Genomic DNA, 25,809 nt, shown 5'->3' with positions numbered 1-25,809 from the left:
GCTCAGCGCCGGCGGTCGTCGTCGTCCCAGGGGCCTTCCCACCAGCCGGCACGGCCGTCGTCCTCGCCGCCGCGGCGGCGGGAGCGCACGAACTGCACAACGAAGACCGTCAGCGAGGTGAGCGTGATGAGAATCAGGACGAGGAACAGCAGGTCGCTCTGGTTCATGGGCGCTTCCCCTCCGCGGCATCCGCCACGATCTTCGCGATGCGGGCGGCCTTGGTCTCCGCGCGCTTGGCCATCGCGATCTGCGTGAGGCCGAACTTCTTCACCGACTTCGGGAACGCGTCCCAGCTCGCCCTGGCCGCCGGCACCGCGTCGAGCGCGGCGGTGAGCTCGGGTGGCTCGATGCCGGCCTCCGGACCGTCCAGCACGGTCCAGGAGCCGTTCGCCTTCGCCGTCTCGCGCGCCCGGATCCCGGCGGGGGCGAGGAGACCCGCCGCGTCCAGCTCCGCGATGCGGGCCTTGTTCGTCGCGGCCCAGCCGCTCCCCGGTCGTCGCGGGGAGAACCACTGGCCGCCGGTCTCGTCGTCGAACGTGCGCACCGGGCCGTCGATCCACCCGAAGCACAGCGCCTGCCGCACGGCGTCCTCGTAGCCGACGCCGGTGGCGGCGCGGCCGCGCACGCTCAGCAGCCACACCCCGGTGGAGCGTTCGTGATTCGCCTCGAGCCAGGCGCGCCACTCCGCGGCGTCCGCCGCCGTGACCCGCTCGCCGTCGTCGAGGGCGCCCACGTCAGTCCTCGTCGAGGGTGGGGATCGAGTCGGTGATGGTCGGCAGGAGGTCGGCGACCGAATCGACGATCTCGTCCGGACGGAAGGGGTACTGCTCGATGATCCGCTGGTCGCTGATACCGGTGAGCACGAGCACCGTGTGCAGACCCGCCTCGATGCCGGCGACGATGTCCGTGTCCATCCGGTCGCCGATCATGCCGGTTTTCTTCGAGTGTGCGCCGATCTTGTTCAGGGCCGAACGGAACATCATCGGATTGGGCTTGCCGACGACGTAGGGCTCCTTGCCGGTGGCCTTGGTGATGAGGGCGGCGATCGCTCCCGTGGCCGGCAGCACCCCGTCGGCGCTCGGGCCGGTGGCGTCCGGGTTGGTGACGATGAAGCGCGAGCCGTTGATGATGTGGCGGATGGCCTTCGTGATGGCCTCGAACGAGTAGTTGCGGGTCTCGCCGACGACGACGAAGTCGGGGTTCGTCTCGGTCATGATGAAGCCGGCCTCGTGCAGCGCGGTGAGGATGCCGGCCTCGCCGATGACGAACGCGGAGCCGCCGGGGAGCTGCTGCGCGAGGAAGTCGGCGGTCGCGAGCGCCGAGGTCCAGATGCGCTCCTCCGGCACGATCAGGCCGCTCGCACGGAGGCGGGCCGAGAGGTCGCGGGCGGTGAAGATCGAGTTGTTCGTGAGCACGAGGTAGGGGATCTCATTGCGCTCCCATCCGGCGAGGAGTTCGGATGCTCCGGGGATGGCGTCGTTCTCATGGACGAGCACGCCGTCCATGTCGGTGAGCCAGCATTCGATGTCGTCACGGTGTGCCATGTGCTCAGCCTAGAGGCCCCACCTTTCCTTTCGAATCGCCTGATTGGCCCCATCCCCGGCCGATGTGGCGCAAAGTGCGCGATTCGAAGCCGGGGGTCAGGCCGACAACCACACCACGTCGCGGGCGGCGGGGGGCAGCGGCGGCTCGGTGCCGTCGAGGGTGAGGCCGGACGGGGTCACCGTCACGGTCGTCCCCACGACGACCCCGTGGGAGTCGAGGGTCCGCAGCAGCTCCGGGTCGCGGTCGTCGACGCGGAGCACACGGCCGGTGTGTCCGTCCGGGGCGTCGGCGAGCAGGACGAAGGGCTCCCGTTCGATGCGGCCCTCCGCGTCCGGGATGGCGTCCCCGTGCGGGTCGAAGCGCGGCCGCCCCAGGCGCTCGTCGATGCCCTCGAGCAGCCGGTCGCTGATGGTGTGCTCCAGCACCTCGGCCTCGTCGTGCACCTCATCCCATCCGTACCCGAACTCCTGCACGAGCCAGGTCTCGATGAGGCGATGACGGCGGACCATCGCGAGGGCCCGGGTGGTCCCCGCGTCCGTCAGCCGGACCGCTCCGTACGGCACGTGCGACACGAGCCCCGCCGCGGCGAGCTTCTTCACCATCTCCGTGACCGACGACGGGGCGATGCCGAGCTTGGCCGCCAGGACCGAGGGGGTGATCGGCGCATCCTGCCACTCGGTGTGTGCGTAGACGGTCTTCAGATAGTCGTCAGCTGCCGGGGATGCCACCCCACCACTCTACGTGTCCGGTCGGCCGGACCCGCGGCCGGAGTCAGGCGCTCGCGGAGCCGAGCAGGATCACGGCCGCCTGCCCCGCGAAGAAGAGCACGAGGAACCCCAGGAGGGCGGCGGCGAGCGAGAGGCGCCCGTCGAAGCCCTCCACCTCGGCGATGCCCACCTTGCGGGCACGGAAGGCGAAGATCAGGGTCGCGACGCCGAGCGCGAGCTGCACCCACGGGCTGGCGGGGCCGATGACCTTCGGGAACGCGATGAGCAGACCGCCGATGACCCCGGTCGCGAAGCCGCTCCAGGTGAGGAGGCGGACGGTGCGACGGGCGGAGTCTGCAGACATGATGTCGAGCCTATCCGGCGTCATGCCCCCGTCAGCACCAGCCAGAGCAGGGCGCCGTTCAGAGCGATGAGGAGCACGGAGGCCACGACGCCGGCGACCGTCGTCCACACCCGGTTGACCCAGGCGCCGAGCGTGCGGCGCTGCGCGGTGAGGGCGACGAGCGGGATCAGCGCGAACGGGATGCCGAACGACAGCACGACCTGGCTGAGGACGAGGGCGAGCGTGGGGTCCACCCCGATGCCGAGGATCACCAGCGCGGGGATGAGCGTCACCAGCCGGCGGGTCAGCAGGGGGATGCGCACGTGCAGGAGGCCGTGCATGATCTCGGCGCCCGCGTACGCGCCGACGGAGGTCGAGGCGAGACCCGAGGCGAGCAGTCCCACGGCGAAGAAGGTCGCCACGATCGGGCCGAGGCCTGCGGCGAGGGCGGCGTGCGCCCCCTCCAGCGAGTCGGTGCCCGCGACGCCCGCGAGGTTCGCCGCCGCGAGCAGGAGGATGCCGAGGTTCACGGAGCCCGCGATGACCATCGCGATCGTCACATCCCAGCGCGTCGCCGTGAGCAGGCGGCGGATCCGCGAGGTCTCGATCCGGGCCGCCTCCTCGGTCGTCTCGGCACTCGTCGCACCGAACCGGTCGCGCGCCAGGGAGGAGTGCGCGTAGATCGCGTGCGGCATGATCGTCGCGCCGAGGATCGAGGCGGCGAGGAGCACGGACCCCGTGTCCTCGAAGCGCGGCACGAGGCCGCTCACGACGCCGGCCGGGTCGGGTGGCGCGAGGAACAGGCCGGCCATGAAGCCGATCGTGATCACGAACATGAGGCCGATGATCACGAACTCGAACGGTCGGGCGCCGCGACGGTTCTGCACCGCGAGCAGGACCATGGACACGGCCCCGGTGATGAGGCCGCCCCACAGCAGCGGCACGCCGAAGAGCAGGTTCAGGGCGACGGCGCCGCCGATGACCTCGGCGAGGTCCGTCGCCATCGCGACCAGCTCGGCCTGCAGCCAGTAGGCGCGGCGGGCCCAGGGGAGGCGCAGCCGCTGGCCCAGCACCTCCGGGAGGCTCTGGCCGGTGACGACGCCGAGCTTCGCGGACAGGTACTGGATCAGCCAGGCCATGACGTTGCCGGCGACGACCACCCACACGAGCAGATAGCCGTACTGCGCCCCCGCTGTCATGTTGCTGGCGACGTTGCCCGGGTCGAGATAGGCCACACCCGCCACCAGCGCCGGTCCCAGCAGCCACAGCAGGCGCGGCGAAGCGGTGCGGGCGGGGATCACGGAGGCGGTGAGATTTTTAGGCACACCGAAACCGTAGCGCATTTTTCGGTGTGCCTAAAGGACTCCGGGAAGGCTCTCGGCGAGGTCGCGGCGGGAGGCCGTCCGCCACGGCGATAGCCTGGCGGGATGGATGCGCAGCACCCCGAGAGCACGGACCTGACGGCACCCTCCGGGTCGCTGGCGCAGCCCGGGTACGGAGTCGGGCCGTGGCCGGGCGGCCCCGCGTCCTGGCCCGAGGGAGAGCAGTACGATCCCGAGCTCCTCGCGCACGGCGACACGCGAAACGTCATCGACCGCTATCGCTACTGGCGCATGGAGGCGATCGTCGCTGATCTCGATACGCGGCGTCATCCGTTCCACGTCGCGATCGAGAACTGGCAGCACGACATGAACATCGGTTCCATCGTGCGCAGCGCCAACGCGTTCCTCGCCGATACGGTGCACATCATCGGCCGGCGTCGCTGGAACAAGCGCGGCGCCATGGTGACCGACCGCTACCAGCACGTCGTGCACCACGAGGACATCGCGACCTTCGCCGCCTGGGCGGCCGCAGAGGGTCTGCCCGTCATCGCGATCGACAACGTCGACGGTGCCGTGCCGGTCGACCGCGCCGAGCTGCCGCGCTCCTGCGTCCTCCTCTTCGGTCAGGAAGGGCCGGGGCTGTCGCCGGAGGCATTGGCCGCCGCCTCCGGTCACATCGAGATCACGCAGTACGGCTCGACCCGCTCGATCAACGCGAGCGCGGCCGCCGCGGTCATCATGTACGAATGGTGTCGCCGCCACGCGTCGTGACCGGGGCGGCGGTCGTGCGCGCTCAGGCCGGCGTCCGGGAGGAGTGGCGCCGTTCTGTCGGCTCTGGAAGAGTCACGCCGAGGCGGTGAGCCACCGTCCGGACCGCACCCGCCAGCCCAGTGTCGCGAGCCGCGCGAGCAGGTACACGCCGAAGAAGGCGACGGCCAGCCACACGAGCCCCGCGGTGCCATCGACGCCCGTGGCGGCGATGATCCCGAGCGCGGGCAGGAAGGGGGCGAGATTGAGGCCACCCGCGATCGCCAGGTAGCGGGCGTCGTTCGCCCCCATGAGCACCCCGTCGAGAACGAACACCACGCCGGCGATCGGCTGCGCCACCGCGAGGACGAGGAGGGCGGGCTGCACCACGTCCGCGACGGCCCGGTCGCCCGTGAAGACGAGGCCGAGCACCCCGGACGATGCCGCGATGAGCGCCCCGACCACGACGCCGAACCAGGCTCCCCACGCGACCGTCCGCGCCAGCACGCGCCGCACCTGCTGCTCGTCTCCGGCGCCCAGCTCCTTGCCGATGAGCGCCTGTGCGGCGATCGCGAGCGCGTCCAGCGCGAAGGCCGCCGCCGAGAAGATGGTGAACACGATCTGCCAGCCGGCGAGCTCCTCCGTGCCGATCCCGGTTGCGACGGCCACCGTGGCGAGCAGCGCGACGCGGAGGCTCACCGTGCGCAGGAACAGCCACCCGCCCGACGTCGCCGTCTGGCGCAGGCCGTCACGCTGGGCGCGCAGCGACGCGCTGTGCCGGGACGCGAGGCGCCGGACGACCAGCGCGTACGCGGCGACCATGCCCCACTGGGCCGTCACCGTCCCGGCGGCGGAACCCGCGATGCCCCAACCGAGCCCATAGATGAAAAGAGCGTTGAGCAGCGCGTTCGCGCCGAAGCCGATGCCTGCGATCCACAGCGGGGTCATGGTGTCCTGCATCCCGCGCAGGAGCCCGGTGGCGGCGAACACGATCAGCATCGCCGGCAGACCCCACATCGAGATCACGAGGTACTCGGTGGCCTGTGCCGCGACCTCGGTGCTCGCCCCGAACAGGGAGACCAGCCAGGGGGAGGACACGGCGCCGACGACTGCGAGCACGGCGCCGAGGCCGAGCGCGAGCCACATGCCGTTGATCCCCACCGAGACCGCCTCTCCCGGTCGGCCGGCTCCGAACCGCCGCGCCACGGCGGGCGTGGTGGAGTACGCGAGGAACACCATGAGCCCGACGATCGTCTGCAGCACGGCACCGGCGATGCCGAGGCCGGCGAGCGGCACGGTGCCGAGGTGTCCGACGAGGGCGGCGTCGACGATGAGGAAGGCCGGTTCCGCGATGAGCGCGCCGAGGGCGGGGACCGCCAGACGCAGGATCTCGCGGTTCAAGGAGGTGCGGGCGGCCATCCTCCGAGCCTAGGACGTGCTGCCGGCCCCCGAGACCGCTGTCCGGACCCGACGTACAGTGGAGGAGGAGCTCCGAGCGGACGGAGGCGCATCATGACGGATCCCCGCGAAGCCGCTGCGCGCTATCGGGCGCGGCAGCAACAGGGCGGCAGCGACGCGGACGACGCTGAGACGGGTACGCCGCCGGGCGCCGCGGCGGCGGTGGATCGGGCCGCGTTCGTCGAGTCCGCCATCCAGGTCGCCATTCGTCGCGGCGACTTCGACGATCTGCCGGGGGCGGGGAAGCCGCTCGAAGGGCTCGGGGACCACCACGACCCGGACTGGTGGATCCGCCGCAAGATCGAGACCGAGGGGTTGACCGGGCTCGGGCCTCCGGCCATCCTGCTGCGGACCGAGGACCGCGAGCTGGACGGCCAGCTCGATCTCCTGGGCCGGGAGTCCGACGTGCGCGACGTCCTCGAGGACTTCAACCGCCGCGTGCGGGAGGCCAGGCGGCAGCTGCAGGGCGGGCCTCCCGTCGTGACGCCCCTGCGCGATGTCGAGGCGGAGGTCGCCGCGTGGCGGGAGCGCAGGGCGGTGCGGCCGTCTCTTCCCGAGAGCCCTCCCCGGCGCCGACGGTTCGGGCGCCGGCGCCGGGGGTGACTCAGACGCCCGGTCCCTCCACCGGACGCCTCGCCCGCCGCGCCCGTATCGCGCCGTCCACCCCGAACCGCCCGGAGGCGACGACCAGCAGCACCATCGCGGACAGCACCACCATCAGGGGGTACTGCGTGATCAGCTGATCCGCGCTCCAGTAGAGCGCCAGGGTCCCGACCGACACGAACGCGGCCATCCGGGTAAGCAGCCCCGACACGAGGAGGACGCCCAACCCGACCTCCAGTGCCGGGACCGCGGCCCCGAAGAATGCCGACGCCGAGGACATCGCCGCCCCGATCGGGGCGAAGAAGTCCGGCACCCTCGTGTTCCCCTGCGCGCTCTGCGCCACGAGCTCGATGTCGGCCGCGCCGAACCCCGCGCGGTACTTCAGCGTCCCCTCGACGAGCCACAGGACGCCGACCGCCACCCGGGCGGCTGCTCCTAGCAGCGAGCAGACCAGGAGGCGGGCGGATCGTGGCGCGGTCATGACAGTTCGGCTGCTCCGAAGACCGCCTTCGCCTTGTCGCAGTAGATCACGACGTGCGAGTACTCCCCGGTCTTCACCCCGTCCAGTGCGAAGGACTGCGAGGCGGTGTCGTACGAGACCGCATCGACGAGCATCCCGGCGGCGATCGCGGCCTCGTCCGTCCCGGTGGTGAGGTAGACGTGCAGGTCGGGTCCCTCGTCCGAGGAGAACTCCGAGAGCATGACCTCGGCATCGGACACCGAGACCGTCCCGGCCACCTTCTTGCCGTTGAGCCCGGTGAACTCCCCGGTCTTGGCGGTCGTGTCTTCGGCAGCCGCCTTGTCGTCCGCCATGCTCTGCGATGCGGAGGAGGACGGCGCGGACGAGGTGCCGGAGTCCTGGGGGCTGCAGGCGGCGAGGGAGAGGGCGAGCCCGACCGCAGCGGTCGTGGTGAGAAGGATCTTACGCATGAGGATCTCCTGTTCGGTGAGAGACGAGCCCGCAGAGGCCGGTGCCGGTCGGGCGTGCTGCAGAGCACGCTACGAAGCGGTCGAGAGCGGTGGGGAAGTCCTTTCAGAACCGTAAGAATGGCGGAAGGCCTCCCGCCGCGCGGGCTACTCTCGTCCGCATGGAGAGCGAGGTCAGCGTCGCGGTCGTGGAGGACGACCCCACGGTCCGCGAGGCCGTCGGAGAGTACCTGCGGGCGCAGGGCTATGCGGTGTGGAGCTTCGGCGACGGCGTCTCGGCGCGCAGAGCCCTGCGAGAGGCCGTGCCCGACGTCGTGATCGTGGACCGCATGCTCCCCGGGATCAGCGGTGACGAGCTCTGCCGCGAGCTGCGCGCCGCGTCCGCCGTTCCGATCATGATGCTCACTGCACTCGGCGAGGTGGAGGACCGCATCGATGGCTTCGCGTTCGGCGTCGACGACTATCTCGCCAAGCCGTTCTCGATGCGGGAGCTGTCGATGCGGGTCGCGGCGCTCGTCCGTCGAGCGAGGGCCGCGCAGGCGTCGTCAGGGGAGCTCCGGAGCGGCGCGTTCGTGATCGACCTGCTGCGTCGGCGCGCCTGGGTGCGGGGACAGGAGATCGCGCTCACGGGAAGGGAGTACGACCTGCTCCTCTTCCTCGTGCGCAATGACGACCGGGCGCTGGGCCGCGAGGAGATCCTGCGCGAGGTCTGGGGGTGGAGCGTCGGGGAGCGCTCGACCGTGACCGTGCACGTGCGGCGTCTCCGCGAGAAGATCGAGGACGACCCGCAGGATCCTCGCCACCTGCTCACAGAGTGGGGCATCGGCTATCGCTTCCGCGCGATGGAGGAGAGCCGATGACGGTGCTGTCCGGTGCGGTCATCCTGCAGATCATCGGGACGAGTCTGCTGGTCGCGATCGGCGTCGCCGCCGTCGCCCTGCTGCTGCTGAGAGCCCTGCGCGGCCGCGGGCTGCGCGCGCAGTTGATGGTCGTGGCGAGCGCCGGCACGGTCGCGATGGCGGGCGCCGTGGTCGCGATCGCGCTCCAGATGTACCTCTCGTCGCATGACCTGACGATCCTGCTCACCGTGATCGTGGTGTCGCTGGTGCTCGGCCTGGGGATGGCCTGGTGCATGGCACGGACGGTGCGGGCATGGATCGCGCACTTCTCGGCGTCGCTCGGGAGGATCGGCCGGACGGACGCCCCCGTGGGTGGAGCCGCTGCCTCCCGGGAACTCGCCGATCTCTCGGCGCAGCTGACAGCGGTCTCGGCCGAGGTGGACGCGGCCAGGGCCGAGCTCGTGCGGCTGGACTCCGCTCGCCGGCGATTCTTCGCCTGGATCTCCCACGATCTGCGCACCCCCCTCACGGCCCTGCGCGTGCTCGCCGAGGGCATGGAGGAGGGGGCCGCGGTCGCACCGGAGCGCTTCGCCGGCCAGGTGCGGGGGCAGGTGGAGACGATGAGCCGGATGGTCGACGACCTCTTCGAGCTCTCGCGCCTCACGTCCGGCGCGGTGCAACTCCAGACGGAACAGGTGATCCTGCGGGACGTCGTGTCCGACGCGGTCGCGGATGTCGCTGCCGCAGCGGCGAAGCGTGACGTCCGGATCGTGGAGCGGGGCATCGCGGGACCGGTGCTGTGGGCCGATCCCCACCAGCTCGGCAGGATCGTGGTGAACCTGCTCACGAACGCCGTCCGGCACGCGCCGCCGGGGACGGAGATCGTCGTGTCCGCCTCGATGATCGACCGGGATCGTCTCGTGCTGGGCGTGCTGGACCAGGGGGCCGGGGTGGCGGTCGAAGACCTGGATCGGATGTTCGACGTCGGCTGGCGTGAGGACACGGCGCGCGCGACGGCGGGCGACGACGGGGTCGCCTCGGGGGCGGGGCTCGGGCTGTCCATCGCCAGGGGACTGGCGCGAGCGCACGGCGGCGATGTCTTCGCCGAACACACCGCCGCGGGCTTCCGCATGAACGTGTCCCTCCCGGTGGGTGTTCCCGGACGCGCGGAGTGAGGTCTTCTGGACACCGTGGGGGACCCCGGCCATAGGCTGGAGCGCATGACCGACGTGCTTCCCGCGGGCCTCGCGCTCGACGACCTCAGCCCCGACATCCGCCCGCAGGACGATCTGTATCGCCACGTGAACGGCGCGTGGATCGCTCGCACCGAGATCCCCGGCGACAAGGCCCGTTGGGGCTCCTTCCACCTGCTGGCCGAGCAGGCGGAGAAGGACGTGCGCGCGATCGTCGAGGAGTCGCAGGAGGCGGAGGAGGGGACCCTCGCCCGCAAGATCGGCGACCTGTTCGCGAGCTTCATGGATACCGAGCGCATCGCCGCGGCCGGCGTGACCCCGCTGGCCCAGACCTTCGCCGAGATCGACGCGATCGACGGCGTCCCCGCGTTCCTGCGCACCGTGGGCGCGTACGACCGGGAGGGCCGCGCGGCGGTGATCGGTCTGTACGTCGACGGCGACCCCGGAAACCCGGAGCGCTACCTCCCGGTCCTGGTGCAGGCGGGACTCTCGCTGCCGGACGAGAGCTACTTCCGTCTCGACACGTTCGCCGAGACGCGGGCGGCGTACCGCGAGCACCTGGAACGCCTGCTCGACCTGGCCGGGGTCCCCGACGCGGCGGCGCAGGCCGAGCGGTCCATCGCGCTGGAGACCGAGCTCGCCGGGCACCACTGGGACAACGTGCGCAGCCGCGACGCCGTCGCCACCTACAACCTCAAGACCTGGGACGAGCTCCAGACCCTCGCCGGCGTCGACCTCACCCCGTGGCGCGAGGCCGTGACGCCGACCAATCCGCGGGCGTTCGACGAGGTCGTCGTCGCGCAGCCGAGCTTCTTCGAAGGACTCGGCGGTCTCCTCACGGCCGAGCGCCTGGACGACTGGAAGGCCTGGCTGCGCGCGAAGGTCGTGCACGCCGCGGCGCCGTACCTGACCGACGACCTCGTGCAGGAGAACTTCTCGTTCTACGGCACCCAGCTCACCGGCGTGCCCACGATCCGCGAGCGCTGGAAGCGGGGCGTCTCGGTCACCGAGGGCGCGCTGGGTGAGGCGATCGGCAAGGTCTACGTCGAGCGGCACTACCCGCCGACGGCGAAGGCGGCGATGGACGAGCTCGTCGCCAACCTCGTCGAGGCCTACCGGCAGAGCATCGAGACGCTGGAGTGGATGACCGCCGAGACCCGGGAGCGGGCGCTCGCGAAGCTCGACGCCTTCACCCCGAAGATCGGGCACCCCGAGGTGTGGCGCGACTACTCGGCGCTCGAGATCGATCGCACCGACCTTCTCGGCAACGTCCGCCGCGCGGCGATCTTCGAGCATGACCGCAACATCGACAAGGTCGGCACGCCGATCGACCGCACCGAGTGGCACATGCCGCCGCAGATGGTGAACGCGTACTACAACCCCTCGATGAACGAGATCGTGTTCCCCGCGGCGATCCTCCAGTACCCGTTCTTCGACGCGGGGCGCGACGCCGCAGCGAACTACGGCGGGATCGGCGCGGTCATCGGGCACGAGATCGGGCACGGCTTCGACGATCAGGGCAGCCGATACGACGGTGAGGGCCGCCTGCAGGACTGGTGGACCGACGCCGACCGCGCCGCCTTCGAGGAGCGCACCAAGGAGCTGATCGCGCAGTACGACGCCCTCGTGCCGGAGGGTCTCGACGCCGAGCATCACGTGAACGGCGCCCTCACCATCGGCGAGAACATCGGCGACCTGGGCGGACTGGGCATTGCGTTGAAGGCGTATGAGCTGTCGCTGCGTACGGATCCCGCCGTCCCCGAGCCTGTCGAGGGCCCGGTCATCGACGGCTACACCGGTGTGCAGCGGCTGCTGCTGTCGTGGGCGCAGGTCTGGCAGCAGAAGAGCCGGGACGCCGAGACGCTGCGGCTGCTGACCATCGACCCGCACTCGCCCAACGAGTTCCGGTGCAACCAGATCGTCCGCAACATCGACGCGTTCTACGAGGCCTTCGGCGTCACGGAGAAGGACGCGCTGTGGCTCCCGGAGTCCTCCCGGGTGACCATCTGGTGACCAACCGTCGGACTCTGTGAGGCGCATCCCGGCGGTGGGGTTACGATAGCCCTGCCGCCGGGGAGCTCCTTCCCGGATGTGCTGCCTCTCTCCCCCTCCTGAAGGACCACGCGTGGGTGCGATCGACCCTGGTGACGCGTTCCGGAACCCCGCGGTTCCCGGAGCGTCCGGGGGTGCGCCCGAGTCGTCGAGCGGACGCCGATCGCAGCGTCCCGGAGCCCGCCGTCTGCCCCGTCGCGTCGCGGTGGGACGCCGGTCATTCACGTCGACGCTGAAGGCCCTCGAAGGGCTCGCGAACGCGGGGGCGCAGGTCTCGGTGCACGTGGTCGACCTCGACTCCCACGTGCATGTCCTGGCGGGGGACGACCACGTGACCATGCCCGTCGCCGGCCTCGGCGTGGTCCCGCTGCTCATCGAGGTGGCGGCGGCGTTCGAGTCCGGCGCCCTCGACCCGCTGGAGATCGTGGAGCGCACGAGCGTCGAGGCCGTGGAGAGCTCCGGGCTGTGGCGGCACCTGCGGGCCCCGGCACTGCCCTTGGAAGACCTCGCCGTGCTGGCCGCGACCGCGGGCGACCCGATCGCCGTGAACGTACTGCTGCAGAAGGTGGGACACGACCGGGTGCGCGAGCGCATCGAGGGACTGGGCTTGCGGCGCACCGCCCTGCTCGACCGGTTCCGTGATCGCCGCGGTCCCGACGACGCCCCGCAGGTCGCGGTGGGGTCGGCGCGCGAGCTCGCGGGTCTGTTCTCCGCCCTCGTCAACTCCCAGGTCGTGGACGCCGCCGTCAGCGCGCAGGTGTCGGAGTGGCTCAGCCTCAACCAGGACCTCAGCCTCGTGGCCGCCTCGACCGGACTCGACCCCTTCGCGCACGAGCACGACGCGCACGGCCTGCTGTTCGTGAACAAGACCGGCCGCGACCGGGGAGTGCGCGCTGAGGCGGGGGTGCTCGCGGGGCCGCGGGCCGGTGTCGCCTACTCCCTGATCGTGTGCTTCGACGACCTGTCGATCAGCCACCGTCTCCGCGCGCACGACGCCTTCCGCGTGCTCGGCGTCGAGCTCATGGAATACACGCACTGACTCCGCCTGACCGCGTGCAGGCATCCGCGTGGCATCAGGCTTCCAGGGTGGCAATGAGCCTGACCTCCCGCGGTCGCCTGCCCTCGCGTGTTCCCCTGTTTCCACGCGCCCGGGATCCCGCACGCGAACTCAGGCATCGGCGTGGCATCAGGCTTCCTGCATGGAACGTGCCTGACCTCCCGCGGTCGCCTGACCTCGCGTGTTCTCCTGTTCCCACGTCCCCGGAATTCCGCGCGCGAACGCAGGCACCCGCGTGGCATCAGGCGTCGGGGGTGCACCCGGCCTGATGTCGCGCGAGCGCCTGCTGCCGCGCGAGCGCCTGATGTCGCGCGCTCGCCTGATGTCGCGCGACGCACGGGCTAGCATCGGGGCATGCCTCATGCCTGGACCCCGCACCGCCGCGACGACGGCGAGCTGCTCGGCTGGATCCATCCGGAAGGCGAGGACTGGATCGCCGTCGATGTCCTCGGGCGCAGAGTCTCCGGCCCGGGCGAGTGGCTCGACGCGGAGGCCGCGCTGGAGGACCACGGCATCGCCTGGCTCGCCGACCCGTGGATGCTCGAGGGAGAGGGTGACCGCCCGCTGCGGGTGCGCATCCTCGAGGTGACGCCGGACGAAGAGGGCACGCCGGGGCGCATCATCGTGAAGGTCGACGACTTCGGGGACATGACCCGACCCGCGACCGCACAGTTCACCCTGCCGTGGCCGCTTCCTGCCCGGCTGCGGCCACCGCGTGCCGACGACCCGGATCCGCGCACGATCTCCCGCTGACCCTCCGCCGTAGGTCGCAGATCCGCCGTAGGTCGCACGTTCTACGGGAATCTCTGCGACCTCGATGCGAATCAACGACCGCCGAACGGGTCAGCGCAGCGAAGGGTGCGGCTCCTCGGCGCGCCGTCGCGGAATGAACAGCGACAGGACCACGGCCACGATGCCGGCGGCGATCGCGAGCCAGAAGCACACCTCGAACGCGGCCCGCGTCGGCACGGCCACCCCGCCGATGTCCACGCTCATCGCCGCGAGCACCCCGCCCATCACGGCCGAAGCGGTCGAGGTGCCGACGGAGCGGAACAGCGCGTTCAGCCCGTTCGAGGCGCCGGTCTCGTTCGCCGGCACGGAGCGCATGATGATCATGGGCATCGCGGCGAAGGTGAACCCGATGCCGACGCCGATGAAGATGTTGGCGACGAAGATGTGCCACACCTCGGTCGACCACAGCAGCACGAAGACGTAGGCGAGCACGATCGCGATGGCCCCGACGGTGAAGAGCGGGCGCGGCCCCACGGTGCGCTCCAGCCACCCGGACAGCGGCGAGATCACCATCATGACCAGACCCGCCGGCATGATCACGAGCGACGCGGCCACCATGTCGAGCCCGAAGCCGGCGCCGCCCACCGCCGGCATCTCCAGCATCTGCGGGAACGTGACGTTCGAGGCGAACAGGGCGAAGCCCATGCCGATGGCGGCGATGTTCGTGAAGAGCACGGCGGGCCGGGCCGCGACCCGCAGGTCGAGCAGCGGATCGTCCGTGCGCAGCTGGTACCAGCCCCACAGCAGCAGCACCGCCACGCCGCCGATCACGCAGACGAGGGTGAGCGGCGCCGTCCAGCCCCACTCGGCGCCGCGCGACACGAACAGGAGCAGACCGGTGAGGCCGATGGCGAGTCCGATGGCGCCGAGCACGTCGAGGCGCCCGGGGGAGCGGAGCACGTCCTCCGGCACCACGGCGAGCACGAGCAGCAGCCCGAGGACTCCGAGGGCGGCGGCGAGCCAGAACAGCATGTGCCAGTCGGCGTTCTCGGCGAGCAGCGCGGCGACGGGCATGCCGATCGCCCCGCCGACGCCCATGGTGGCGCTCATCAGGGCCACCGCGGTGCCGAGGCGCTCGGGCGGCAGCACGTCGCGCATGATGGCGATGCCGAGGGGGACGACGCCGGTCACGGCCCCCTGGAGGGCGCGGCCGATGATGACGCCGACGATCGATTCGGAGAGCGCGGCGATGACCGACCCCACGATGAGGATCGCGAGGAGCGCGACGACCACCCGCCGCTTGCCGTACATGTCGCCGAGACGGCCGGAGATCGGGGTCGCGACGGCGGCCACGAGCAGGGTGATCGTGACCACCCAGGTGGTGTCCTCGCGGGAGGAGTTCAGCAGCTGCGGCAGCTCGGCCTGCAGCGGCACGACGAGGGTGAACATGAACGAGGAGCACAGGCCCGCGAACGCCAGCACCGCGATGATCGCCCACCGCGGAGGGGTACGGGAGAGGCGTTTCCTGGCTCTGTCGTCGTTCGCACCCACCGGCTCAGGCTATCGGCGTTCCCGGAGGGGAGGGGCCGATGTGGTTGCATGGCCGGATGACCGACGACACCGCGCCCGCGCAGCACCCCGCCGACTCCGCGTACCACCGCCGGCTCCCGATCGGCGAGGTGCTCGACGCCTCGGCGCTCGCGGAGGGTCTGCCGTGGGCGTTCGAGAGCGTCACGATGCGGTCGCTCGAGCCGATGCTCGTGCCGGAGAAGCCCCGCGCCGGCGAGCACGATCCCGCCGCGTGCGGCCACTGCGGTCCGAGCGTGCACACCATCTGGCACGACGACCTCTGGCAGGTGCGTGCCGGGTGGGACGTCGGCGGGCTGCCCTTCATCGGCGGGGTCGCGCCGCGCGAGCACTGGCTCCTGGAGAACGCGCCGCAGGACGTGCTCGCCGCCCTCGGGCCGCTGATGCAGCGCGTGTCCGAGGCGGTCAAGAGCATCCCCGGCGTCGCCCGCTGTCACTTCGGGCGCTGGAACGACGGCTCCGCGCACATGCACATGTGGGCGCTGGCCCGACCGGCCGGGATGATGCAGGGCCGCGGCGCGGTGCTCGCGCTCTGGGACGGGATCCTGCCGCCGCTGCCGGCGGGCATGGCCGAGGACCACCTCCGCATCGTCGCGGAGGCGCTCGTCGCGGGCGGGGGCGAGGCCTTCCCGTACCGGTGAGCCGGAGTCGGTTTCCGCGAACGGGCGGAGGAGGGGCAGACTGGGATCGTGCGAACCATCCGCGATCTCGACACCGTTGAACTCATCCTCGACGCCCAGAGCCTGCTCGACTCCATCCGGGGCCCGCAGCGCGTGGTGGACGCCGGCACCCTGCGCGCCCTGCAGCAGTCGGGCAACTACGTCGTCGGCTTCTTCGACGGCGAGGGCGACGAGGAGCGCATGGTCGGCGCCTCGATCGCCTTCTTCGGCGAACCGGCCCGTCGCGCCATGCACTCGCACATCACGGCTCTGCTGCCCGAGTACCGGGGGCGCGGATGGGGCCGTGAGCTCAAGGAGCACCAGCGGCAGTGGGCGTTCTCCCGCGACGTCGGTCGCATCACCTGGACCTTCGACCCGCTGGTCGCCCGGAACGCGCACTTCTTCCTCACCGTCCTCGGTGCCCGCGCCACGGGGTACTCGGTGAACCGGTACGGCATCTTCGGCGGCGGCGACGCGGGCGACGAGAGCGACCGCCTCGACGTCGAGTGGGCGCTCGCGGACATCGCCAAGCCCCCGGCGGAGGACGCCGTCGTCGAGACGCTGGAGATCCCGGACGACATCGAGGGCATGCGGGAGTCCGACCCCGCGGCCGCGCACGAGTGGCGACTGCGCCTGCGCGCGCAGATGGAGGGCCTGCTCGGCAGCGGCCTCCACATCGCGGGCTTCGAGACCGGCCGGGGCTACCTCTTCACCGCGTGATCGCCGGGGCCGTCACCGCACGCCCCGCATGAGCCGCAGCACCGGCTTCACACTCAGCAGCAGCCCGATGCCGACGACGATCGCGATGCCGCCGAGGATCGAGAAGAACGGCACCTCGTTCTCGGGGTCGTAGAACCGCACCAGCTCTCCCGAGATCGCGGTTCCGAGCGCGATGGAGAGGAAAAACAGCGCGACCATCTGAGTCCGGAAGACGGACGGCGCCAGCTTGGTCGCCGCTGACAGACCCACCGGCGAGATCAGCAGCTCCGCGACGGTGAACACGAAGAGGATGCCGACGATCGCGAGCAGCGGCGTCGAGTTCGCCCCGCCGCCGGAGAACGGCAGGAACAGCAGGAATGCGGAGCCCATGATGATCGCGGCCAGCCCGAACTTCACGGGGGTGGACGGCTGGCGCGTCCCCAGCTTCGTCCAGATCGCCGCGAAGACCCCGGACAGGATGATGATGAACACCGGGTTGATCGACTGCACCCACGACACCGGCATCTCCCACCCGAACAGGTCGCGGTCGAGCCGCTTGTCGGAGTAGATCGTCAGCACGGTGAACTGCTGCTGGTACAGCGACCAGAACGCGACGCTGGTGATGAAGAGCGGGACGAAGGCCCAGACGCGGGACCGTTCGGTGCTGTCGATCCGGCGGCTGCTGAGGATCACCGAGAAGTAGACGACCGTGGCGACGACGGTGACCCCGATCACCAGCGCCGCCAGGTTGTCGGCGCGGATGACGCCGGTGAGCACCAGCACGGCGATGAGCACGATCGCGGCACCCGCGAGGATTCCGACCAGAGCGTAGCGGGCGCGAGGAAGCGGGTTCGGCACCTCGCGGGCTGTGGCGGGCAGTGCCTTGCGGCCGAACGCGTACTGGATGAGGCCGAGGGTCATGCCGAGCGCCGCGAGCCCGAAGCCCCAGTGGAAGCCGAGCGTCGACTGCAGCAGGCCGGTCAGGAGCGGGCCGAGGAACGCTCCCAGGTTGATGCCCAGGTAGAAGAGCGAGAAGCCGGCGTCGCGCCGGGGATCATCGGCGCGGTAGAGGCTGCCCACCACCGAGGTGGCGTTCGCCTTGAGGCCGCCCGACCCGAGCGCCACGAGGACGAGGCCGACGCCGACGCCGACCGCACCGGGCACGAGGGCGAGCGCGAGGTGTCCCGCGACGATCACCATGGCGCTGACGAAGAGGACCCGTTCCGCGCCGAACAGGCGATCGGCGATCCAGGCCCCGAGGATGGTGGACAGATAGACCGAGCCGCCGTACGCGCCGACGATCCCGCCCGCGACCGCCTCCGGGATGCCGAGGCCGCCCTGGGTCGCCGAGAAGTACAGGTAGATGAGCAGGATGCCCTGCATGCCGTAGAAGCTGAAGCGCTCCCACATCTCCACGCCGAAGATGTGCACGAGCGACCACGGCTGTCCGAAGAAGCGGGTGTCCTCGTCGCGGGAGGCGGGCGGCTGCGCGGTGGTGCTCATGCGTGGGACGGTACTCCTCCCGCGGGTCCCGCGGCCAGGGGTTGCGCTCCGGCCCCGGATAGAATGGGGGTGCCCGTGCTCACGGGCATTCTCCGCATCCGACCATTGGAGCCACCGTGGCCGAACAGTCCCGCCTCGACAAGGTCATCGCCCTCGCCCGCCACCGCGGTTTCGTGTTCCAGGCGGGTGAGATCTACGGCGGTTCCCGGTCGGCCTGGGACTACGGACCCCTCGGCACCGAGCTGAAGGAGAACATCCGGCGGCAGTGGTGGCAGACCTTCGTGCGCGGCCGCGGCGACATGGTCGGTCTCGACTCCAGCATCATCCTGCCGAAGCGCGTGTGGGAGGCCTCGGGCCACGTCGCGACCTTCACCGACCCGCTCGTCGAGTGCCTGCAGTGCCACAAGCGCTTCCGCGCCGACAACCTCATCGAGGACTTCGAGGCGCGCAAGGGCCGCAAGGCCGAGAACGGTCTCGCCGACATCCCCTGCCCGAACTGCGGCACCAAGGGCCAGTACACCGAGCCGAAGGCCTTCTCCGGTCTGGTGAAGACCTACCTCGGCGTCGTTGACGACGAGTCCGGCCTCTACTACCTGCGCCCCGAGACCGCGCAGGGCATCTTCGTGAACTTCTCGAACGTGCTCACCGCGAGCCGCAAGAAGCCGCCGTTCGGCATCGGCCAGGTCGGCAAGGCGTTCCGCAACGAGATCACCCCCGGCAACTTCATCTTCCGCACCCGCGAGTTCGAGCAGATGGAGATCGAGTTCTTCACGCCGCCCGCCGAGGCGCCGCAGTGGTTCGACCACTGGGTCGAGGCGTGCTGGAACTGGTTCATCGACCTCGGCATCGACCCGGAGAACATGCGGCAGTTCGACGTGCCGGAGGAGGACCGCGCGCACTACTCGGCCGGTACCATCGACGTCGAGTACCGCTTCGGCTTCGCAGGCAAGGAGTGGGGCGAGCTCATGGGCGTCGCCAACCGCACCGACTACGACCTCTCCAGCCACAGCGAGGCCTCCGGCCAGAGCCTGACGTACTTCGACCAGGCCACGGGCGAGCGCTACACGCCGTACGTGATCGAGCCGTCGTTCGGTCTCACCCGCGCGATGATGGCCTTCCTCGTCGACGCGTACGTCGAGGAGCAGGTGCCCAACGCCAAGGGCGGCACCGACACCCGCACCGTGCTCAAGCTCGACCCGCGCCTGGCTCCGGTCAAGGCGGCGGTGCTCCCGCTGTCGCGCAACGAGAACCTGTCGCCGCTCGCCCGCGAGGTGGCCGACACACTCCGCGGCTCGTGGGCCGTCGACTTCGACGACGCCGGTGCGATCGGTCGTCGCTACCGCCGCCAGGACGAGATCGGCACGCCGTTCTGCGTCACGGTCGACTTCGACTCGCTCGACGACCGTGCCGTGACCGTGCGCGACCGCGACACGATGGCGCAGGAGCGCGTCCCGATCGACGAGCTGCACGCCTACCTGGCGGAGCGCCTCCGCGGCGCCTGACGTGACGGCACCGGGGGGAGCCGGCGCACGGGGAGAAGCCTCGCCCGTGCGTCCGGTCGCGGCCATCGTGCTCGGCGCGCTCGCCGTGTCGTGGATGATCCTCACGGTGCTCGACCTGCGGGAGAACGACGGCGCCGGGCCCATCATCGCGATGTTCGGCCTCCCAGCACTCGCCGCCGCGGTCATCATCCAGATCGTGATGACGCGGCTGGGGGACCGGAAACGCGTGCCGAAGGCCGTGTTCTGGTGGGTGCTCGCGGTGCTCCCGCTGGGGACCCTGGCGGGCTTCGTCGTCGCGATCCTCCGCGACCCGGACTACTTCGTCGCCGACGAAGGCCCCTGGATGCTCCTCTGGGTGCCGGTCTTCATCGTCGTGGGGCTGCTACTCGGCGCCCTCGTGTGGTTCTTCTTCGTGTTCCCGCTCGTATCGCTCGTGACGGTGATCCGCCTGATCGCGCGCGGGGAGGCGAAGCCCGGCGCCCTCATCATGCCGATCGTGCTGCTGAGCCTCGGCGTGCTCTCCATCGTCGGCGGACTCTCGATCGACACGGACAGCAGCGGTCGCGCGTCGTGGGGGTCGATCATCGCCGCGTTCCTCGGTCTCCCCGGGAACTACGAGGTGATCTGGGAGCCCGGCCTCTGGATCGTCCGGGGCATCGTCCTCGCGATCGTCCTCCTCTTCGCCGTCCCCGCCGCCCACTCCCGCCTCTCCTCCCGCCCTCGCCGCTGACGCCGAGACCCCGGGTTCTCGCCGAGACCCCGGGGCGCGTGCGGGGGTACGTCGGGGTCTCGCCGGGAAGGCGGGGTCTGGCGGACGCTGAGCGGCCCTGCTATGGTCGCTCCTCGTGGGTACTCTGATTCGCTAGATCGGGACGCCGCGTCGAGAGCTCTTCTCCGCGGTGGGTCCTGAGCGAACGCGCCCGGCTCCGGGTGCGGTCGAGGTTCCTGTTCCCCGCGTCATCGACGCAGATCCCGGCGGTGCGCGTGCGCCGCGGGAGAGGACCCCTCATGTTCCCTGTACCCTCGACCCCTTCCGACTCCTCGGCCCGCACTCATCGCGAGTGCGCGCGGCGGGCCGCCTCCGTCCGGTTCGCCGACCGACTCGTCCTGGACCGGATCGACCTCGTCGTCGGCCCCGCCGACCGCCTCGCCGTCATCGGCGACAACGGCGCCGGGAAGTCGACTCTGCTCGATCTGCTCGCCGGTGTTCTCGCGCCGACGTCCGGGGAGGTGCGGCTCGACCTCCCCGGCGGGATCGCGCATGCCCGGCAGAACCCGGTGTTCGCGGACGGAGCGAAGGTGGCTGACGCCATCGACGAGTTCCTCGGCGACCTCCGCGCGCTGGAGCACGCCCTCGCCCGTGCGTACGATCTCCTCGCCGCGGCGACCCCTTCCGAGCGTGCGCAGCAGATGGCCGCCGTGGCCCTGTTGCAGGACCGTTTCGAGTCCCGCGGCGGATACGAGGTCGACCGTCGCATCGACACCGCCCTCGAACAGCTCGGGCTGGGCGGGCTGGACCGCGGGCGAACGGTGGCCGCGCTGTCGGGCGGAGAGCGCGCGCGGCTCGCTCTCGCGGTCGCCCTCTCTTCCGGAGCCGAGCTGCTGCTCCTCGACGAGCCCACGAACGACCTCGACGACCGGGCGCTGACCTGGCTCGAGGACCGTCTCGCGGCGCATCGGGGAGCGCTGGTGGTCGTGACGCACGACCGCGACTTCCTGGACCGTTTCGCGACGGCTGTCGTGCAGGTGGAGGACGGTCGGATCCGTCGCTACGGCGATGGTTACGTGGGGTTCCTGCGGGCGCGCGAGGCCGAACGCCGGGCGGCTGTCGCGCGCCACGAGGAGTGGAAGGCCGAGGTCGCCCGCACCGAGGCCCTGCTCGCCGCCAACGCGTTCCGGCTGCAGGCGATCCCGCGCAAGCTCGAGCTCGACGGCTTCGGTCATGGTGCGTTCCGGGCGCGGAGCCGCGACCACGGTGCCGTCGGGCGCATCCGCATGGCGAAGGAGAGGCTGTCGCGGCTCCGGGACAACCCGTGCCCGGCGCCGCCCGAGCCCCTGCGGTTCGTGGTCGCGGCAGAGGATCGCGCACCGCTCGACGACCCGCTCCTGACGCTCGAGGCCGTGTCCCTCCGCGAACCCGGACGACGGCTCGCCGTGTCGCCGTGGACGATCGAGGCCGGTTCGCGGTGGCTCGTGACCGGGCCGAACGGAGCCGGGAAGACGACACTCCTCCGTCTCCTCGCCGGCGAGCTTCTCCCCGCATCCGGGACGCTCGTCCGCGGGGACGGGCTGCGGATCGCGTTCCTCCGGCAGGAGGTCGATACGCGCCAGCGGGGTTCCGCCGTCGAAGTCTTCGCGGCTCGGACCGGGACGCCGCCGGCGGATGCGCACGACGCTCTCCTGGCTCATGGACTCTTCCGCGGGTCGGAGGTGAACCGCGACGTGCGGGTTCTCTCCGTCGGGCAGCGTCGGCGGCTGGATCTCGCGGTCGCCTTGTCGTCGCCGTTCGATCTGCTGCTGCTCGATGAGCCGACGAACCACCTGGATCCCGAGCTCGTGGAACAGCTCGAGCCCGCTCTCGCGGACCACCCCGCCGCCGTCGTCACGGTGACGCACGATCGGCGGTGGCGTCGTCACGCGGCGGACGCACAGCGCGTGCAGGTTGACGAGGGGGTGGCCACCACCTGAGACCCCGCCTCCCCGCCGAGACCCCGGACTCCGCGCGTCCGCACGCCGGGGTCTCGGCGGGAACCCGGGGTCTCGGCAACAGGGCGAGAGCTACGACGTGACCGACAGCTGCATGCGCGCGTCGCCGCCGGACTCGACCCAGGCGAGCGAACGCTCGAGGATCCCGCGGAGCACATCGAGGTCGACCTCGTCGAGGTCCTTGAGGTAGAGGCAGCCCACCCCCGTCGTGTGCGGGCCGAGCGCGCCGAGAGCCTCCGCGTGGGCGTCCACCCCATCGAGGAGGTAGATCGTGGTCGCGGCCTTCCGGGGGGCGAAGCTCAGTATGCCGCTGTCGCCCTCCGTCCCGGTGGGATAGCGGTAATGGCAGGAGCCGAAGCCGATGATCGACCCCCAGGTCTGCGGCTCTCGCCCGGTGATGTCCTGCAGGAGAGCGGTCAGCGTCTCGGCATCACGGCGACGCACGGCCGGGGAGGAGCGGGCGATCAGCCCCGCGACGTCGTCCCCGGTCGGCTGCACTACTTCGCCGCCTTCGCCGCGGCCTTCATCGCCTTCTTGTACTCGCGCACCTTCGTCAGCGAGTCCGGCGACACGATGTCGGCGACGCTGCGGTACGACCCGTCCTCGCCGTAGGGCGCCGAAGCCTCCCGCCAGCCCTCGCCAGTGAACCCGTACTGCTTGCCGAGGAGGGCGAGGAAGATCTTCGCCTTCTGCTCACCGAAGCCGGGAAGGGCCTTGAGTCGTCTGAGTACCTCGGCACCGCTCGGCTGGGTCCCCGAGCCTGTCGAAGGGCTCGAGCCTGTCGACGGGCGCGTCCACAGGGAGGCGGCATCCCCGTCCCAGTCGTCGACGAGCGCCTGGCACAGCGTCTGCACCCGCGTCGCCATGGAGCCAGGGAACCGGTGCACCGCAGGCGTCTGCCGGAAGGCCTCGAGGAACTCCTCGGGTGCCATGCCCGCGATCGCCGCAGCATCCGCCGCCCCCGTCCGCTGCTCGATCTTGAGCGGTCCGGTGAACGCGGTCTCCATGGGGATCTGCTGGTCCAGCAGCATGCCGATCAGCAGAGCCGTCGGGTTCTCGGTCAGCAGGGCGTCGGCGGCGGTGTCTCCGGTGATGTGAAGGGCCATGAGTCCAGTCTCCCACCCCGCCGAATCAGGCTGTGGCGGCGTCCTCGACCGCGTCCGCGGCAGGGGTGATCCCGTACAGCGTCGCGAGCGCGGCGGCGAACTCGTCCGCGCGGCCGGCGGCGGCGAGCTCATGAGCCCGCACGGTCGGCGTGTGCAGCAGCACGCCCGAGAGGTGCCGCAGCGCCTGCTCGACCTTGCCATCCTCGTCACCACGGGCGCGGGCGCGGTCGATCTCGCGCTCCAGCAGCTCGAAGATGTGCGAGCGGAAGGCCACGACCGACGGGGTCACGCTCTGGCGGGCGCCGACCACGTGGAAGGTCTCCGCGGCTTCGCGGACGACGCTCCGGGCGGCGTCCGTCGCCTGCAGCTCCTCCAGCGGGGCGTGCAGGCGGATGGTCTCCAGGTCGAGCAGCGCGACGCCCTCCAGCGCAGCCACGGCCGGGTCGACGTTCCGCGGCATGCCGAGGTCGACCACCAGTCGGCTCGGGACACCGGTGGTGCCGCTGGTCGCGACGACGGGGCAGCCCGCGGCGGCGAGGCCGACCGGCAACTGCAGGTGCTCCGGGCCGAGCACGGGCTCGGTCGCGGTGGTGCAGGTGATCAGCAACGTGGAGTGCGCCGCCGTGCGCGCGTACTCCTCGGCCGGCACCGGGCGGATGTCGTGCTTCGCCGCGAAGATCTCGGCGCGGCCGGAGGGAGAGTAGACCGAGATGTCGACGGCGCCGCGCTCGCGCAGGGTCGCGAGGGTGACGGCCGCGTAGGCGCCCGTGCCGACCAGCAGCACGCGCTCGGCGGACCAGTCGGCGATGCGGCTGTCGGCGAGCTCCAGCGCGAGACGCACGAGCGAGCGACCGGCGCGGCCGAGGGCGGTGACGTTCTTGACCTTGCGCTGCGCCTGGCTCGCGCGCTGGAACAGCCGCTCGAGCTCGGGAGAGGTGGTGCCGTCCTCGCGGGCCGACTTCAGCGCCCGACGGACCTGGCCGGCGATCTCGCCCTCACCGGAGACGACGGACTCCAGGCCGGAGGCGACGGAGAAGAGGTGCTCGGCGACGCGGCGACCGGAGTGTACGGCGTAGGCGCCGTCGAGGTCGGCAGCGGGGATTCCGGTGGCGGACTCGACCGCCTCGATGACGGCTTCCACGCCGATGGCGCCGGCCGCGGTCACCGGCTCGTCCATCTCCACGTACGCCTCGAAGCGGTTGCACGTCGCCAGGACCACGGCACCCTGCACGCACGGCGCCATGCCCACGATGGTGGGAGCGACGTCGTCGGGGGTGCGGCTCAGGCGTTCGAGCAGTTCGAAGGAGGCGGTCTTGTGACTCGCCGTCACACACAGCAGCACCCTCCGATTGTACCCGAGCATCCGAAGCCGGGACTCGGCTGCTCCCTATACGCCGGATGGGAGGATGGGGGCATGGCACTCTCCGACGCCCCGCTGCTGCGCGCCCTCACCGGCGACCGCCCCGCCACCGCTCCGGTCTGGTTCATGCGCCAGGCCGGCCGCTCCCTGCCCGAGTACCGGGAGCTGCGGGTCGGCACGAGGATGCTCGACGCCTGCCTCACCCCCGACCTCGCCGCCGAGATCACCCTCCAGCCGGTGCGACGGCACGGCGTCGACGCGGCGGTGTTCTTCAGCGACATCGTCATCCCGCTGCGTCTCGCCGGCGTGGAGGTCGAGATCGAGCCCGGCCGCGGCCCCGTGTTCGCGAACCCCGTGCGGACGGTCGCGGACGTCGACCGCATCACGGCGATCGACCCGGAGAGCTTGGACGGCAGCGCCATCGCGGAGGCGGTCGGCATCGTCGTCGCGGAGCTCGGCGACACTCCGGTCATCGGCTTCGCGGGGGCGCCCTTCACCCTCGCCGCGTACCTCGTCGAGGGCGGTCCGTCCAAGGAGCACCTGCGCGCCCGCGGCATGATGCACGCGGAGCCCGAGGCCTGGCACCGTCTCGCGGGCTGGCTGGCGCAGATCTCGCGGCGGTTCCTGGAGACGCAGCGCGATGCCGGCGCCGCGGTCGTGCAGCTCTTCGACAGTTGGGCGGGCTCCCTCAGCCCCGCCGACTACCGCGCCTTCGTGGCGCCGCACTCCCGCACGGCTCTGGACGGCATCGGCATCCCGACGATCCACTTCGGCGTCGGCACCGGGCCCTTCCTCGGCGACATGCGGCTCGACGGCATCGCGGACGGTGTGGGGGTCGACTGGCGGCTGCCCCTCGACGAGGCCGCCGCGATCCTCGGCCCCGACGTGTCGGTGCAGGGCAACATCGACCCCGCGTTCCTCGGCGCGCCGTGGCCGGTGCTCGAGGCGCATGTCCGCGACGTGCTCGAGCGCGGTCGCGCGGCCCGCGGGCACATCCTCAACCTCGGCCACGGCGTGCCCCCGGAGACCGACCCCGACCAGCTCACGCGCATCGTGGAGCTCGTGCACGCCGGCTGACCTCCGTTCGAATCGCCTGCTTTGCGGCATCTGCGGCCCGAATGCAGCCACTCACGCGATTCGAAGCGCGCGCGCCAGCCGCAGA

27 protein-coding genes are annotated in these 25,809 nt (G+C 71.2%); 13 read left to right on the top strand and 14 right to left on the bottom strand.

All coding sequences use genetic code 11. The features are described from left to right. Nucleotides 1-2 precede the first annotated feature (2 nt). From CJ226_RS18145 to CJ226_RS13260, 6 genes are all read right to left on the bottom strand, one after another. Nucleotides 3-167 (bottom strand): hypothetical protein, encoded by a 165-nt coding sequence (locus CJ226_RS18145; RefSeq protein WP_168429049.1) that lies wholly within the window; start codon nt 165-167, stop codon nt 3-5. After that, nucleotides 164-733 (bottom strand): YdeI family protein, encoded by a 570-nt coding sequence (locus CJ226_RS13280; RefSeq protein WP_102209458.1) that lies wholly within the window; start codon nt 731-733, stop codon nt 164-166. The genes CJ226_RS18145 and CJ226_RS13280 overlap by 4 nt, the downstream gene beginning before the upstream one ends. 1 nt (nt 734) lies before the next feature. Further along, nucleotides 735-1,544 (bottom strand): HAD-IIA family hydrolase, encoded by an 810-nt coding sequence (locus CJ226_RS13275; RefSeq protein WP_025104898.1) that lies wholly within the window; start codon nt 1,542-1,544, stop codon nt 735-737. A gap of 96 nt (nt 1,545-1,640) precedes the next feature. Next, a complete protein-coding gene (locus CJ226_RS13270; RefSeq protein ID WP_062637184.1) occupies nt 1,641-2,273 on the bottom strand; it encodes a metal-dependent transcriptional regulator in 633 nt (210 codons plus the stop codon). Between the two features lie 43 nt (nt 2,274-2,316). Further along, nucleotides 2,317-2,616 (bottom strand): hypothetical protein, encoded by a 300-nt coding sequence (locus CJ226_RS13265; RefSeq protein ID WP_025104896.1) that lies wholly within the window; start codon nt 2,614-2,616, stop codon nt 2,317-2,319. A gap of 20 nt (nt 2,617-2,636) precedes the next feature. Further along, nucleotides 2,637-3,938: an Nramp family divalent metal transporter gene (locus tag CJ226_RS13260; RefSeq protein WP_374754537.1), complete on the bottom strand. Its 1,302-nt coding sequence runs from the start codon at nt 3,936-3,938 to the stop codon at nt 2,637-2,639. A gap of 84 nt (nt 3,939-4,022) precedes the next feature. Here CJ226_RS13260 and CJ226_RS13255 point away from each other — a divergent pair, with 84 nt between their 5' ends. Then, the gene (locus tag CJ226_RS13255; protein WP_219719925.1) at nt 4,023-4,688 is read left to right on the top strand and encodes a TrmH family RNA methyltransferase; all 666 of its coding nucleotides are present in this window, start codon (nt 4,023-4,025) and stop codon (nt 4,686-4,688) included. A gap of 72 nt (nt 4,689-4,760) precedes the next feature. On the opposite strand, the gene CJ226_RS13250 is transcribed toward CJ226_RS13255, so the two are convergent. After that, nucleotides 4,761-6,083 (bottom strand): MATE family efflux transporter, encoded by a 1,323-nt coding sequence (locus CJ226_RS13250; protein ID WP_102209457.1) that lies wholly within the window; start codon nt 6,081-6,083, stop codon nt 4,761-4,763. A gap of 93 nt (nt 6,084-6,176) precedes the next feature. On the opposite strand from CJ226_RS13250, the gene CJ226_RS13245 reads away from it, so the two are divergent. Beyond that, entirely contained in the window at nt 6,177-6,725 is a 549-nt protein-coding gene (locus CJ226_RS13245) for a DUF1992 domain-containing protein (protein WP_102209456.1), read from the top strand. A 1-nt stretch (nt 6,726) separates the two neighbouring features. Here the strand turns inward: CJ226_RS13245 and CJ226_RS13240 are convergent, their stop codons facing one another. After that, on the bottom strand, nt 6,727-7,206 hold the full coding sequence (locus CJ226_RS13240) for a DoxX family membrane protein (protein WP_062637176.1): 480 nt from the start codon (nt 7,204-7,206) through the stop codon (nt 6,727-6,729). After that, on the bottom strand, nt 7,203-7,655 hold the full coding sequence (locus CJ226_RS13235; RefSeq protein WP_062637174.1) for a DM13 domain-containing protein: 453 nt from the start codon (nt 7,653-7,655) through the stop codon (nt 7,203-7,205). Before CJ226_RS13235 ends, CJ226_RS13240 begins: the two co-directional genes overlap by 4 nt. A 158-nt stretch (nt 7,656-7,813) precedes the next feature. Between CJ226_RS13235 and CJ226_RS13230 the strand changes: the two genes are divergently transcribed. From CJ226_RS13230 to CJ226_RS13210, 5 genes are all read left to right on the top strand, one after another. Further along, nucleotides 7,814-8,512, top strand: a complete 699-nt coding sequence (locus tag CJ226_RS13230; RefSeq protein WP_102209455.1) for a response regulator transcription factor — start codon at nt 7,814-7,816, stop codon at nt 8,510-8,512. Continuing rightward, nucleotides 8,509-9,666: a sensor histidine kinase KdpD gene (locus CJ226_RS13225; protein ID WP_062637170.1), complete on the top strand. Its 1,158-nt coding sequence runs from the start codon at nt 8,509-8,511 to the stop codon at nt 9,664-9,666. Before CJ226_RS13230 ends, CJ226_RS13225 begins: the two co-directional genes overlap by 4 nt. Nucleotides 9,667-9,711: 45 nt before the next feature. Beyond that, a complete protein-coding gene (locus tag CJ226_RS13220) occupies nt 9,712-11,697 on the top strand; it encodes a M13 family metallopeptidase (RefSeq protein WP_102209454.1) in 1,986 nt (661 codons plus the stop codon). 112 nt (nt 11,698-11,809) lie between these two features. After that, nucleotides 11,810-12,775, top strand: a complete 966-nt coding sequence (locus CJ226_RS13215; RefSeq protein ID WP_102209453.1) for a serine hydrolase — start codon at nt 11,810-11,812, stop codon at nt 12,773-12,775. Nucleotides 12,776-13,147: 372 nt separating this feature from the next. Further along, entirely contained in the window at nt 13,148-13,546 is a 399-nt protein-coding gene (locus CJ226_RS13210) for a hypothetical protein (RefSeq protein WP_102209452.1), read from the top strand. A 90-nt stretch (nt 13,547-13,636) separates the two neighbouring features. Here CJ226_RS13210 and CJ226_RS13205 read toward each other — a convergent pair whose 3' ends face one another. Next, nucleotides 13,637-15,076 (bottom strand): MFS transporter, encoded by a 1,440-nt coding sequence (locus tag CJ226_RS13205; protein ID WP_102209451.1) that lies wholly within the window; start codon nt 15,074-15,076, stop codon nt 13,637-13,639. Nucleotides 15,077-15,132: 56 nt separating this feature from the next. Here CJ226_RS13205 and CJ226_RS13200 point away from each other — a divergent pair, with 56 nt between their 5' ends. Next, the gene (locus tag CJ226_RS13200; protein WP_102209450.1) at nt 15,133-15,753 is read left to right on the top strand and encodes a hypothetical protein; all 621 of its coding nucleotides are present in this window, start codon (nt 15,133-15,135) and stop codon (nt 15,751-15,753) included. 48 nt (nt 15,754-15,801) lie between these two features. Further along, nucleotides 15,802-16,491: a GNAT family N-acetyltransferase gene (locus CJ226_RS13195; RefSeq protein WP_025104885.1), complete on the top strand. Its 690-nt coding sequence runs from the start codon at nt 15,802-15,804 to the stop codon at nt 16,489-16,491. A gap of 12 nt (nt 16,492-16,503) precedes the next feature. Here the strand turns inward: CJ226_RS13195 and CJ226_RS13190 are convergent, their stop codons facing one another. Next, nucleotides 16,504-17,973: a peptide MFS transporter gene (locus tag CJ226_RS13190; protein WP_102209449.1), complete on the bottom strand. Its 1,470-nt coding sequence runs from the start codon at nt 17,971-17,973 to the stop codon at nt 16,504-16,506. A gap of 116 nt (nt 17,974-18,089) precedes the next feature. Here CJ226_RS13190 and CJ226_RS13185 point away from each other — a divergent pair, with 116 nt between their 5' ends. The 3 genes from CJ226_RS13185 to CJ226_RS13175 all read left to right on the top strand — a co-directional run bounded on the left by CJ226_RS13185 (nt 18,090) and on the right by CJ226_RS13175 (nt 22,163). Then, nucleotides 18,090-19,475, top strand: coding sequence for a glycine--tRNA ligase (locus CJ226_RS13185; protein ID WP_025104883.1), 1,386 nt, complete (start codon nt 18,090-18,092; stop codon nt 19,473-19,475). A gap of 46 nt (nt 19,476-19,521) precedes the next feature. Continuing rightward, nucleotides 19,522-20,205, top strand: coding sequence for a hypothetical protein (locus CJ226_RS13180; RefSeq protein WP_102209448.1), 684 nt, complete (start codon nt 19,522-19,524; stop codon nt 20,203-20,205). 278 nt (nt 20,206-20,483) lie between these two features. After that, nucleotides 20,484-22,163, top strand: coding sequence for an ABC-F family ATP-binding cassette domain-containing protein (locus CJ226_RS13175; protein WP_102209447.1), 1,680 nt, complete (start codon nt 20,484-20,486; stop codon nt 22,161-22,163). Between the two features lie 90 nt (nt 22,164-22,253). Here the strand turns inward: CJ226_RS13175 and CJ226_RS13170 are convergent, their stop codons facing one another. From CJ226_RS13170 to CJ226_RS13160, 3 genes are read right to left on the bottom strand one after another with little or no spacing between them, the layout of a single operon-like run. Then, entirely contained in the window at nt 22,254-22,679 is a 426-nt protein-coding gene (locus tag CJ226_RS13170) for a DUF1801 domain-containing protein (protein ID WP_102209446.1), read from the bottom strand. After that, the gene (locus CJ226_RS13165) at nt 22,679-23,287 is read right to left on the bottom strand and encodes an HhH-GPD-type base excision DNA repair protein (RefSeq protein WP_102209445.1); all 609 of its coding nucleotides are present in this window, start codon (nt 23,285-23,287) and stop codon (nt 22,679-22,681) included. The genes CJ226_RS13170 and CJ226_RS13165 overlap by 1 nt, the downstream gene beginning before the upstream one ends. 25 nt (nt 23,288-23,312) lie before the next feature. Continuing rightward, on the bottom strand, nt 23,313-24,629 hold the full coding sequence (locus tag CJ226_RS13160; RefSeq protein WP_102209521.1) for a glutamyl-tRNA reductase: 1,317 nt from the start codon (nt 24,627-24,629) through the stop codon (nt 23,313-23,315). A gap of 72 nt (nt 24,630-24,701) precedes the next feature. Between CJ226_RS13160 and hemE the strand changes: the two genes are divergently transcribed. Continuing rightward, on the top strand, nt 24,702-25,724 hold the full coding sequence (gene hemE, locus CJ226_RS13155; protein WP_062637146.1) for a uroporphyrinogen decarboxylase: 1,023 nt from the start codon (nt 24,702-24,704) through the stop codon (nt 25,722-25,724). The last annotated feature ends 85 nt before the right edge of the window (nt 25,725-25,809 follow it).

The organism is Microbacterium sp. UMB0228, from assembly GCF_002871415.1.
Classification (GTDB): Bacteria; Actinomycetota; Actinomycetes; order Actinomycetales; family Microbacteriaceae; genus Microbacterium.
This window is presented reverse-complemented; position numbering and strand designations above follow the sequence as displayed.